Origin of the sequence: Delftia sp. UME58 (assembly GCF_014170385.1) — a bacterium.
Lineage (GTDB): Bacteria > Pseudomonadota > Gammaproteobacteria > Burkholderiales > Burkholderiaceae_C > Comamonas > Comamonas acidovorans.
Map to the genome: position 1 here is coordinate 95686 of NZ_LZZV01000102.1, position 10848 is coordinate 106533.

Annotated in this window: 10 protein-coding genes; 6 read left to right on the forward strand and 4 right to left on the reverse strand. The window is 70.0% G+C overall.

Annotated elements, in window-relative coordinates; genetic code table 11:
- Window positions 1–17 precede the first annotated feature (17 nt).
- The gene (locus A9976_RS26440; RefSeq protein ID WP_183021447.1) at window positions 18–818 is read left to right on the forward strand and encodes a SprT-like domain-containing protein; all 801 of its coding nucleotides are present in this window, start codon (window positions 18–20) and stop codon (window positions 816–818) included.
- Here A9976_RS26440 and A9976_RS26445 read toward each other — a convergent pair whose 3' ends face one another.
- Both A9976_RS26445 and A9976_RS26450 read right to left on the reverse strand, forming a co-directional pair.
- Entirely contained in the window at window positions 819–2252 is a 1434-nt protein-coding gene (locus A9976_RS26445) for an ATP-binding protein (protein ID WP_183021448.1), read from the reverse strand.
- Entirely contained in the window at window positions 2252–3016 is a 765-nt protein-coding gene (locus A9976_RS26450) for a response regulator (protein ID WP_183021449.1), read from the reverse strand. The genes A9976_RS26445 and A9976_RS26450 overlap by 1 nt, the downstream gene beginning before the upstream one ends.
- Window positions 3017–3168: 152 nt before the next feature.
- On the opposite strand from A9976_RS26450, the gene A9976_RS26455 reads away from it, so the two are divergent.
- From A9976_RS26455 to azu, 5 genes are read left to right on the forward strand one after another with little or no spacing between them, the layout of a single operon-like run.
- A complete protein-coding gene (locus A9976_RS26455; RefSeq protein ID WP_183021450.1) occupies window positions 3169–5499 on the forward strand; it encodes a TonB-dependent siderophore receptor in 2331 nt (776 codons plus the stop codon).
- A 13-nt stretch (window positions 5500–5512) separates the two neighbouring features.
- Window positions 5513–6724 (forward strand): ABC transporter substrate-binding protein, encoded by a 1212-nt coding sequence (locus A9976_RS26460; RefSeq protein WP_183021451.1) that lies wholly within the window; start codon window positions 5513–5515, stop codon window positions 6722–6724.
- Complete coding sequence (locus A9976_RS26465) at window positions 6721–7809, forward strand: iron ABC transporter permease (protein ID WP_183021452.1); 1089 nt, start codon at window positions 6721–6723, stop codon at window positions 7807–7809. Before A9976_RS26460 ends, A9976_RS26465 begins: the two co-directional genes overlap by 4 nt.
- Window positions 7806–8660, forward strand: coding sequence for an ABC transporter ATP-binding protein (locus A9976_RS26470; protein ID WP_183021453.1), 855 nt, complete (start codon window positions 7806–7808; stop codon window positions 8658–8660). Before A9976_RS26465 ends, A9976_RS26470 begins: the two co-directional genes overlap by 4 nt.
- Window positions 8661–8710: 50 nt before the next feature.
- Entirely contained in the window at window positions 8711–9202 is a 492-nt protein-coding gene (azu, locus tag A9976_RS26475; RefSeq protein WP_183021454.1) for an azurin, read from the forward strand.
- Between the two features lie 22 nt (window positions 9203–9224).
- On the opposite strand, the gene A9976_RS26480 is transcribed toward azu, so the two are convergent.
- Together A9976_RS26480 and A9976_RS26485 are read right to left on the reverse strand one after the other, a co-directional pair.
- Window positions 9225–9662, reverse strand: coding sequence for an OsmC family protein (locus A9976_RS26480; RefSeq protein WP_183021455.1), 438 nt, complete (start codon window positions 9660–9662; stop codon window positions 9225–9227).
- Window positions 9663–9819: 157 nt separating this feature from the next.
- Window positions 9820–10848 (reverse strand): MFS transporter (locus tag A9976_RS26485; RefSeq protein ID WP_183021456.1); only part of this gene is annotated, 1029 nt, incomplete at its 5' end.

A 10848-nucleotide genomic window follows, 5' to 3' on the forward strand; every position in this document is an offset into this window, starting at 1 on the left:
TATTGCACAATTCATTAATGCCCGCCGCCCCCGTACGCTCCGCCCCCACGCGCGAAACCTATTCCGAACTGCAGCAGGCCTACGAGCACTTCAACCAGCGCCTGTTCGACGATGCCCTGCCCCATTGCCTGATCACGCTGCAGCGCGAAAAGCGCACCTGCGGCTACTTCTCTGCGGCACGCTTTGCGTCGCTGGACGGCAGCACCACGGACGAGATTGCGCTCAACCCCGCCTACTTCGCGGCCGTGCCCATCATCGAGACGCTGCAGACCCTGGTGCATGAGATGACCCACCTGTGGCAGCACCACTTCGGCAAGCCGGGCCGCGCGCGCTATCACAACGAGGAATGGGCGGACAAGCTGGAATCGCTGGGCCTCATGCCCTCGTCCACGGGCCGGCCCGGCGGCCGGCGCACGGGCGACATGATGGCCGACTACGCCATGGCGGGCGGCCCCTTCCTCGCGGCCTGCGATGCCTTGCTGACCACGCGCTTCCAACTGAGCTGGTACGACCGCTTCCCGGCCATCGAGCATGTGGTCACGGGCCAGTGGAGCATGGCCACGCAGATCCAGGGCATGCAGGGCACGCAGCCGCCCATGTCCTCCGTGCCCGCCCTGGCCGAAGTCGTGCGGCCCGTGGGCACCTCGGTGGCTGTGCCGGGCTCCACCACCGGCGAGACCATGGTGCAGCCCGTGAACAAGTCGCTACGTGTCAAATACCGCTGCGGCGGTTGCGCGGCGCCCGTCAATGTCTGGGGCAAGCCTGGGCTGAACCTGATCTGCGGCGATTGCGGCAAAGGCTTCACAGCCCAGGATTGATCAGCGGGCAGGAGTCTTGCGCGGCAGCTCCAGCACCGCCTCCAGCCCGCCCCCCTCCCGATTGCCCAGCACGATGCGCCCGCCATGCGCCTTGGCCACGGCATCGGCAATGGACAGGCCCAGGCCAAACCCGCCCGAGCCCGCGTTGCGCGAAGCCTCCATGCGGTAGAACGGCTCCAGCACCTGGGCCAGTTGCTCCTGGGCAATGCCCGGCCCGCGGTCCAGCACGGCAATGCGCAGCAGATCGTCGCTGTCGCTGATGTGCAGTTCGGCGTCGCGGCCATAGCGCAGCGCGTTCTCCAGCAGGTTCTGCAGGCAGCGGCGCAGGCTGTGGGGATAGCAATCGAGCGGGCGCAGCGCGCGGCCCGTGATGGGGATGTGCACTCCATGCGCCTCGCCCAGGTCCTGGGCCACGCCCTGCACCAGGGCGTTGATGTCCAGCGCCTGGCGCTCGCCGCGCGCGTCGGCGCCGGTGAGCATGTCCAGCGTGGCGGTGACCATGGCCTCCATCTCCTGCAGATCGCGGCGAAATTTGTCGCGCAGGGATGCCGGCTCCAGCATTTCCGAGCGCAGACGCAGCCGCGTGATGGGCGTGCGCAGGTCGTGCGAGACGGCTGCAAAGAAACGCGTGCGCTCGGCCACGCCATCGGCAATGCGCTGCTGCATGACATTGAAGGCCTGCGCCGCCTGGCGCACCTCGCGCGGGCCGTCCAGCGGCAGCGGCGGGCTTTGCAGGTCCTTGCCCAGCGCGTCGGCCGCGCTGGCCATGCGGGCCAGCGGGCGCATGGCCAGGCGCACGGCCAGCAGCGCCACCACCACGACCACGACGATGCGCAGCAGGTAGATGCGCAGCACATAGTCGGCCAGCGCCCGGTAGGGCCTGACGGGGTAGCCTGCCTCACCCTCCACGGCCTGCACCTGCAGCCACTGGCCGTTGCCCAGGCCCAGCAGCATGCGCACATGGGCTTCGGGCTCATGGGCGGTGAGCAGGGTTTCCGCGCCGCCGTGCAGCTCCAGCGCCAGCAGGTGGAACGGCACGGCCGCGCCCACTCGCCGCGCCAGCACATCGGCCAGCAGATCGCTGGCCATGGCGTCGGCCGCATCGGCGGGATCGGACGCCTTGTCTTCCATCAGGGGACGAGCACGGGCCGCATCGATCAGGGTCAGCTGATAGCCCTGCGTGCTCAGCGCGCCCACGGCGGCGGCGCGCGCCTCGGGAGGCAGGGAGGACAGCAGCAGCAGCGAGTCGGCCGCGCGCGCGCCCAGCAGGCGCAGCGGCACTTCCAGCAGCTGGCCGCGCCGGCTTTCCCACCAGATGGTGCCCGTCAGCGCCTGGGCCGCCAGCATGCCGGCCACCAGGATCAGGGCCACGCGCCCGGACAGCGTCTGCGGCCACAGGCGCTGCAGCAGCGCGCCGGTCTGTGCCCAAGCCATCACGATGCCTGCGGCACCACGTCGCAGGTCAGCACGTAGCCGGCGTTGCGCACGGTGCGGATCAGGCTGGCCTGGCGGGCGGGGTCTTCAAGATGCTGGCGCAGCCGGCTCACGCAGACGTCGATGGCGCGGTCCTGCGCCTGGCGCTCGCGGCCGAACACATGGTCGGCCAGGTAATCGCGGCTCAGCGTGCGGTGCGGGTTGCTGGCCAGCGCGCAGAGCACGCGGTAGTCGGATTGGGCCAGCGGCACCAGCACGGCCTGGGGCGAGCGCAGCTCGCGCGCACGCATGTCCAGCGTCCAGCCGGCAAAGCGCAGCACGGGCAGGTGCTCCGGCTCGCTGGCCGGTGCGGGCGCCTGCGCCACGCGGCGCAGCACCACCTTGATGCGGGCCAGCAGCTCGCGCGGATCGAAAGGCTTGGGCAGGTAGTCGTCAGCCCCCATCTCCAGGCCCAGGATGCGGTCCAGCAAGGCGCCGCGCGCCGTGAGCATGACCACGGGGATATGGGTGCGCTCGCGCAGGCTGCGGCACAGGGCCAGGCCGTCGGTGCCGGGCAGCATCAGGTCCAGCACGATGAGGTCGGCCGCATGCCGGCCCAGCCAGTCCCACATGGCCAGGCCGTCACCCACGGCGGCCGGGCGCATTCCCGAGGCGCGCAGGTAGTCGCACAGCAGTTCGCGGATGTCGGGATCGTCGTCCACCACCAGGATGCGCGGCCCCTGGGCGGCCGGGGATGCGGCGGTTGGTGCGCTCATGGATTGCATTGGCGCATGGCGTTTTGTAATGGAATGTTGTGGCGGCGGCCTGTGCAATGGAGCATTGCATTTGCCCGGCGGCCGCTGGCCTGTCTGCGCTGTCGCGTCACTAGAGTCCTGCTCGTCAATAAGAACGATTTTCATTCTAGTGATTCGCTGCCATGTCTTCCCGTCACTCCAACAGTTTCCCTCCCGCCCTGTCCACCAGCCTTGCGCTGACGCTGGGCGCCTTCTCCTGCCTGGCCGTGCCCTCGCTGGTCGTGGCCCAGACTGCGACCAAGGCCGCGGCCGAGCTGGACGCGATCGAGGTCCGCTCCACGCGTGAGACCCCGGCCTACCAGCCCGCCGCCGTACAGTCCCCCAAGCTCACCCAGCCGCTGCGCGACACGCCGCAGAGCATCAGCGTGGTGCCTGCCGAGTTGATCCGCGAGCAGAACGCCCAAAGCCTGCAGGAGGTGCTGCAGAACGTTCCCGGCATCACCTTCACCTCGGGCGAGGGCAATCTGGGCTGGGGAGATTTCTTCACCATCCGCGGCTTCTCGGCCGAGCAGGCCATCACCATCGACGGCGTGCGCGACGCGGGCATGGCCAGCCGCACCGATACCTTCAACCTGGAGCAAGCCGAGGTCTACAAGGGCACGGGCTCGGTGGAGTCGGGCGTGTCCGCCGTGGGCGGCAGCGTCAACCTGGTCAGCAAGGAGGCCGGGCGCGACACCTTCTACAACAGCTCGGCGGGCGTGGGCAGCGATGGCTACCGCCGCGTCACGGCCGACCTGAACCGCAGCGTGGGCGAGACCGGCGCCGTGCGCCTGAACCTCATGAAGCACCACAACGACGTGGCCGGCCGCGACGTGGTGGACTACGACCGCTACGGCGTGGCGGCCTCCTTCGCCCACGGCCTGGGCACTTCCACGCGCACCGTGGTCAATATGTTCCACCAGGTGGACGACAACATGCCCGACGGCGGCCTGCCCATACAGCGCGGCACGGGCGGCCGGGCCATGCCGGGCGTGCCGCGCCATGCCTGGTACGGCGCGTCCAACCTCTACACCCAGCAGTCGCGCACCGACACGGTGACGGCGCGCATCGAGCATGACCTGTCCCCGGACACCACGGTGCGCAACCAGTTCCGCTACGAGCGTGCCGACAACTGGAGCGTGCTGGCGCCTGCGCGCTTGAACAGCGGCAGCAGCAAGAACTCGCTGGGCTATGTGGGCCTGGGGCCGCTGATCGCCGGGCCGGGCGGCGTGCTCTCGTATGGCGACTACGGCCTGGTGGACACCACGGGCGCCAGCGCATCGTTGCGCCTGGCATCGGTGCCCGTGTCCAAGCGCTACACCATCGCCGATAACCAGACCGATGTGCGCACCCGTTTCGAGACGGCAGGCTTCAAGCACGACCTCACGGCGGGCCTGGAGCTGTACCGCGAGACCTATGGCGACCGCGAGCGCAGCATGGACCTGCCCACGGGGACGCTGGGCTTCGACATGGCCAACCCGTCCACCGTTTTCCCGGGCACGCCCACCGTGGTCGGCGCAGGTAGCGCCAGAGCCTCGGTGCAGAACGCGGGCGTGTATGTGAACGACACCATCACCTTCTCGCCGCAATGGCAGGCCCAGACCGCCCTGCGCTATGACCGCTGGCAAGCCGGCAACGGCAGCGCCAGCCGCACCGACGGCGCCCTCAGCGGCCGGCTGGGCCTGGTCTACAAGCCCGCCAGCGAAGGCTCCATCTATGTCTCGTACAGCCGCGCGGCCCAGCCCTCGGCCGTGGGCGTGACCACCAACAATGGCGTCTATGGCACGGCGGCGCAGCTGGCTTACGCACCGGCCCTATCGCGCACCTGGGAAGCCGGCAGCAAGTGGGATGTGCTGGGCGGTCGCCTGTCGCTCACGGGCGCCGTGTTCCGCACCGAACTCAGCGACTCCTGGGAGTACAACGCCGACAACGCCTCGCCCATCCGCGCCCTGCCGTCCAAGCGCGTGCAGGGGTTCGAACTGGGGGCGCAGGGCGAGATCACGCCGCGCTGGTCCGTCTCCGCAGGCCTGTCCCACCTCAAGAGCCGCATCACCAAGGGCGCGAACGAGGGCGCCGAGGCCAGGAATGTACCGGACTGGAGCGGCAGCGTCTGGACCTCCTTCCTGGTGACGCCGGCCGTCACCCTGAGCTGGGGCGCGCAGTACGTGGGCGAGCGCCGCTATGCCGACAACGTGATGGTGGGAGGCCAGAACAACACCTCCAGCACGGCACCCGGCGCCAACGGCGCCCATCCCATCTACGTGGCAGACCACGAGAAGGCACCCAGCTACCTGGTGCAGAACCTGGCGCTGAGCTGGCGCATCAACCGCCAGCTCACGGCCCGCTTCAACATCAACAACCTCACCAACCGCTTCTACTGGAGCCGCATCGGGGCCTCGCTGGACGGCTTCCAGCTGTACGGCGTGCCGGGCGCGGGCCGCACCTACACGGCGGGCCTGGACATGTCCTTCTGAGCCGGGCCTTCCCATGAAATCCATTCCCCGTTTTCCCACACGCCGTGCCCTGCTGGCGCTGGCCGCAGCCTGCGCCGCCGCCCTGCTGTCCGCCTCCGCGCTTGCGGCCTCACCTGCCGGCACCGCTGCCAATGCACCGGCTGCCACGCTGGTCGATATCGTCGGTCGCACGGTCGAGATTCCCGCCAAGGTGGAGCGCATCCTGCTAGGCGAAGGCCGCTTCCTCTACGCCCTGGCCCTGATCGAGGGCGAGCAGCCGCTGGCACGCATCGCCGGCTGGCAGGGCGAGCTGCCCTTTGCCGACCCCAACGGCTATGCCGACTACCGGCGCCGCTTCCCGGCCATAGACCGCATCCCGGTCATCGGTCGCACCTCGGAGGACAGCGTCAGCGCCGAGCAATCGGTATCGACGCGGCCCGACATTGCCATCTTCGGCCTGGGCGGACATGGGCCGGGGCGCCAGAGCGGCCTGGTCAAGGATCTGCAAAAGGCCGGCGTGCCCGTGGTCTTCATCGACTTCCGCGCCCAGCCCGTGCGCAACACCCTGGCCAGCATGCGCATCCTGGGCAAGGCCGTGCACCGCGAAGAACAGGCCGAGGCCTATGCGAGCTTCTACGAGCAGCATCTGCAGCAGGTGCGCCAGCGCGTGGAAGGCATACCGTCCAGCCAGCGCCCGCGCGTATTCGCCGAACTGCTGGCCGGCGTCTGGGACGGCTGCTGCCACACCGTGGGCAAGGGCAACATGGGCGAATTCATCGAGGCGGCCGGCGGCATCAACGTCGCGGCCGGCAAGGTGCCCGGCGCCATAGGCGACATGCACCAGGAAGCGTTGATCGCCGCCGACCCCGAGGTCTACATCGCCACCGGCAGCCGCCCGCAGAGCAACCGACTCATGCTCAAGGCCGGCAGCGGCGTGGCGCCGGCCGACCTCTCGGCCAGCCTGCAGGCGCTGGCCGCGCGCCCCGGCTTCGAGGTGCTGGGCGCCGTGCGCCAGGGCCGCGCCCACGGCCTGTGGCACAACTTCTACGACGCGCCCACCAACATCCTGGCCATCGAGGCCATGGCCAAGTGGTTCTACCCAGAGCGCTTCCACGACATCGATCCCCAGGCCACGCTGGACGAGATCAACCGCCGCTTCCTGCCCGCCCTGCCCATGCACGGTGCCTTCTGGGGCGATGCACCTGCCAAGGCAGCGGCCACGGCGGCCAGCGGAGCCGCGCGATGAACATGGCCGCCGACCTGCCCATGGAGCTCGCCAGCCCGGCCGCCAGCGCCACGCCGCTGGCCAGGGGCTACCGGCGCCTGACCGCACTGCGCGTGCTGGTGCTGGCCCTGCTGGCTGCGGCCATCGTGGGCGCGCTGCTGCTGGACTTCACCACCGGCCCCTCAGGGCTGGCGCTGGACCAGTTGATCGCCACTCTGGGCCATGCCGACCAGGCGCCGCCTGCGCTGCGCGTCATCGTCTGGGACATTCGCCTGCCCTACGCCTTGATGGCCGTGGCCGTCGGCCTGTCCCTGGGCCTGGCCGGCGCCGAGATGCAGACCGTGCTGGCCAACCCGCTGGCCAGCCCGTTCACGCTGGGCCTGTCCTCGGCCGCCGCCTTCGGCGCGGCGCTGGCCATCGTGCTGGACTGGAGCCTGCCGGGCGTGCCCACGGCCTGGGCCGTGCCTGCCAACGCCTTCCTGTTCGCCATGGCCTCGGCCCTGCTGCTGGACCTGGTGGCGCGCTGGGGCGGCATGAGCGCATCGGGCGTGGTGCTGTTCGGCATTGCCCTGGTGTTCAGCTTCAATGCCCTGGTCTCGCTGCTGCAGTTCGTGGCCACGGCCGAGGCGCTGCAGGGCCTGGTCTTCTGGACCATGGGCAGCCTCTCCCGCGCCACCTGGCCCAAGGTGGCCGGTCTGGCCGCCGCGCTGGCCCTGGTGCTGCCGTTCTCGCTGCTCAACGCCTGGCGCCTCACTGCCTTGCGCCTGGGAGAGGACCGTGCCGCCAGCTTTGGCGTGGACGTGCGCCGACTGCGACTGGGCGCCCTGCTGCGCATCAGCCTGCTGGCCGCGCTGTCCGTGGCCTTTGTGGGCAGCATCGGCTTCATCGGGCTGGTGGCACCGCACATCGCGCGCCGCATGGTGGGTGATGACCACCGCTTCTACCTGCCCGCCGCCGCCCTCGTCGGCGCGCTGGTGCTGTCGCTGGCCTCGGTGGCGTCCAAGACGCTGATCCCGGGCGTGATCATCCCGGTGGGCATCGTCACCTCGCTGGTGGGCATTCCCTTCTTCCTGGCCATCGTGCTGCGTACGCGGGGGCGGACATGAACACCCTCCTGGATACTCCGCACTTCGCACCCACCTGCCTGCCACCTCTCACGGAGGATGGTCTGCAGATCGAGGGTCTCAGCGTCGCCTACGGGCGCCGCCGCGTCATCGAATCGCTGGACATCGCCCCGCTGCGCGCCGGCACGCTCACCGTGGTGCTGGGGCCCAACGGCAGCGGCAAATCCACCCTGCTGCGTGCCCTGGCCGGCCTGGTGCGCGCCCAGGGCAGCATCACGCTGGAAGGCCAGGAGCTGCAGCACGCCAGCCTGGCCGAGCGCGCGCGCCGCATCGTCTACCTGCCCCAGGCCCTGCCGGCCGCCGTGCACCTGCGCGTCATCGAATCGCTGCTGGCCGCGCGCAAGGCCTCGCCACACACCACGCGCCCGCAGCAGGCCGGCTCCCCGGATGCGGTCACCCAGGCCGCCGCCCTGCTTGAGCACCTGGGCATCGCCCACCTGGCCATGCGCCACCTGGACGAACTCTCGGGTGGCCAGTCCCAGCTCGCAGGCCTGGCCCAGGCCCTGATCCGCGAGCCGCGCGTGCTGCTGCTGGACGAGCCGCTGTCCGCCCTGGACCTGAACCACCAGTTCCACGTCATGCAGCTGGTGCACGAGCAAACGCGCCGACACGGCATGACCACCCTGGTCGTGCTGCACGACCTGGGCGCCGCCCTGCGCCATGCCGACCGCGTCATCGTGCTCAGGCAAGGCCGGCTGCTGGCCGACGGCCCGCCCGCCCAGGCCATCACCCCCGCCCTGCTGTCCCGCGCCTACGGCGTGCAGGCCCGGGTGGAGCCTTGCTCCCGAGGCCTGCCCCAGGTCATCGTGGACGGGCTGGCGGCTGCGGCATGAGCCCGCCATCGCATCCACATTTCCATCCCTTCTTTCCTGGAGATTCCCGAATGCCTATCCGCATCACCGCCGCCGCTGCATTGTTGGCCGCCTTCTGCCTGAATGGCCAGGCCCAGCATGCCCACGCCGTGCCAAGCTCCGAAGCAGCCAGCACCGCCTGCGAAACCACCATCGAAGGCCAGCCCGGCAAACGCTTCAGCCTGGCCGAAATCCGCGTCAGCCCGCGCTGCGGCACTTTCACCGTGCACCTGGTGCACACCGGCAAGAAGCCCTGGCAGCAAGCCGGCCACAACTGGGTGCTGGTCCGCAGCGCCGACATCGACGCCGTCATCGCGGACGGCCTGCGCGCCGGACCCGAGCATGCCTGGGTGGACCACAGCGACGCACGCGTGATCGCGGCCACGCAAATGCTGTCGGGCGGCGAGCATGCCTCGGTCACCTTCCCCGTGGAGCGCCTGCGCCAGGGCGAAAGCTATACCTACTTTTGCTCGTATCCATCGCATGCCCTGCCCATGCGGGGCCGGCTGGTGCTGGGGGATTGAAAGGAAAAGGGCCTGCGCCCATTCACTTGCGCAGCGTGGCCACCAGGGTCACCTCGGGCACGCCTGCCAGTGCCTTGGACAGCGGGCACTGGGACTTGGCATCCTGTGCGATCTTCTGGAACTGCGCCTCATCGATGCCGGGCACCTTGGCATCCAGCGTGAGTGCGATGCGGTCGATCTTGAAGCCTTCGCCATCCTTGGCAAGCCGGACCTTGGCCGTGGTGTCCAGCATCTCGGTGGCGATGCCCGCCTTCTCGCAGGCAAAGGCAAAGGCCATCGTGAAACACGCCGCATGCGCGGCGCCCACGATCTCCTCGGGGTTGGTTCCCTTGCGATCATCCCCGAAGCGGCTGCCGAACCCGTAGGGATGGTCCTTGAGCGCGCCGGTCTCCGTGCTGATGCGGCCCTGGCCGGACTTGCCGGCACCCTCCCAATGGACGGAAGCGGTTTTCTCGGACATGTGTTTCTCCTGTGCGTTGGTTGGACAAGCCGCCATCACAGCACAGGCGCCACGGGGCAAGGCGTGGTCCCGGGGCGCGCCAGCCCCTGCGCGCACGTCCTACAGAGCCAGGCTTAAACACTCATCCAGCGATCTTTGTGATGGCAAAGCCGGCTCCTCACCCCACAAACACCTGCCGCGTATCCGTTCGCCCCACGATCACCGCCGCCAGCACCGCCGCCCCGGCCGCAACCCCAAAATTCGCCAGATAGGCCGCCTGGGCCGAAGTCTCCAGCAAGGCCGCGAACAGCGATCCGCCAATCGCCAGGGTGGCCGCCACGGCAATGGCCTCGCACAGCTGCAGGGCCGAGCTGTTGGCGCCCTGCTCGCCGGGTGCGGACATGGACAGCGTGAGCACCGACAGGCTTGCCGACAGCAGGCCCATGCCCAGCCCCGACACGATCCAGCCCACCACCGCCACCCACACGGGCACGGCCGGCCAGGCCACCGATGCCGTCAGCAGCACGCCCGCCAGCACCGCGCTGGTGCCCACGCGCAGGAAGCGGTGACGGCTCCAGCCGTTGCGGCTGTGTCCCTGGTACCAGGAGGCGGAACACCAGCCCAGCGCACCCGCGCTCAGCACCAGCCCCGCCATGGGCGCTGACAGCCCGTGCTCGCGCGCCAGCACCAGCGGCAGGAACGCCTCGGCCCCGAAGAATGCTGCAAACACCAGACCGCGCAAGGCGATCACGCTGGGCAGCCCGCGCCCGGCGCGCAGCGTGCCGGCCGGCAAGAGCTTCCAGGTGCAGACCAGCGACAAGGCCGCGGCCACCGCCACCGCCCCCAAGGCGCCCGCCGATTGCCTCTGCCCGCCCACATACAGAAGGCAGATGCCCGTGGCCGCACCCAGGGCCCACAGCCCGCGCCGCACACCGCCCTGCATGCCCTGGCCATGGCCGCCCAGGCCCTGGAGCGCCGGGCGCAGCATCGCCCCGGCCGGCAAGGCCAGCAGGGGCACGCCCAGGAACACCCAGCGCCAGCCCAGGTGCTCCACCACCAGGCCGCTAAACGCCGGCCCCACCAGCGCGGGCACCACCCAGGCCGTGGCAAACGCCGCAAAAATACGCCGCCGCAGTGCCTCGGGATACCGCCGGCCCACCAGCACATACAGCGCCACCGACATGCCGCCCGCCCCCAGCCCCTGAAC

What these genes read in the sequence shown, in the direction of transcription:
- A9976_RS26455 (WP_183021450.1), top strand. Translation starts at nt 3,169, where the DNA reads ATGTCTTCCCGTCACTCCAACAGTTTCCCTCCCGCCCTGTCCACCAGC.
- A9976_RS26470 (WP_183021453.1), top strand. Translation starts at nt 7,806, where the DNA reads ATGAACACCCTCCTGGATACTCCGCACTTCGCACCCACCTGCCTGCCA.
- A9976_RS26450 (WP_183021449.1), bottom strand. Translation starts at nt 3,016, where the DNA reads ATGCAATCCATGAGCGCACCAACCGCCGCATCCCCGGCCGCCCAGGGG.
- A9976_RS26460 (WP_183021451.1), top strand. Translation starts at nt 5,513, where the DNA reads ATGAAATCCATTCCCCGTTTTCCCACACGCCGTGCCCTGCTGGCGCTG.
- A9976_RS26445 (WP_183021448.1), bottom strand. Translation starts at nt 2,252, where the DNA reads ATGGCTTGGGCACAGACCGGCGCGCTGCTGCAGCGCCTGTGGCCGCAG.
- azu (WP_183021454.1), top strand. Translation starts at nt 8,711, where the DNA reads ATGCCTATCCGCATCACCGCCGCCGCTGCATTGTTGGCCGCCTTCTGC.
- A9976_RS26440 (WP_183021447.1), top strand. Translation starts at nt 18, where the DNA reads ATGCCCGCCGCCCCCGTACGCTCCGCCCCCACGCGCGAAACCTATTCC.
- A9976_RS26480 (WP_183021455.1), bottom strand. Translation starts at nt 9,662, where the DNA reads ATGTCCGAGAAAACCGCTTCCGTCCATTGGGAGGGTGCCGGCAAGTCC.
- A9976_RS26465 (WP_183021452.1), top strand. Translation starts at nt 6,721, where the DNA reads ATGAACATGGCCGCCGACCTGCCCATGGAGCTCGCCAGCCCGGCCGCC.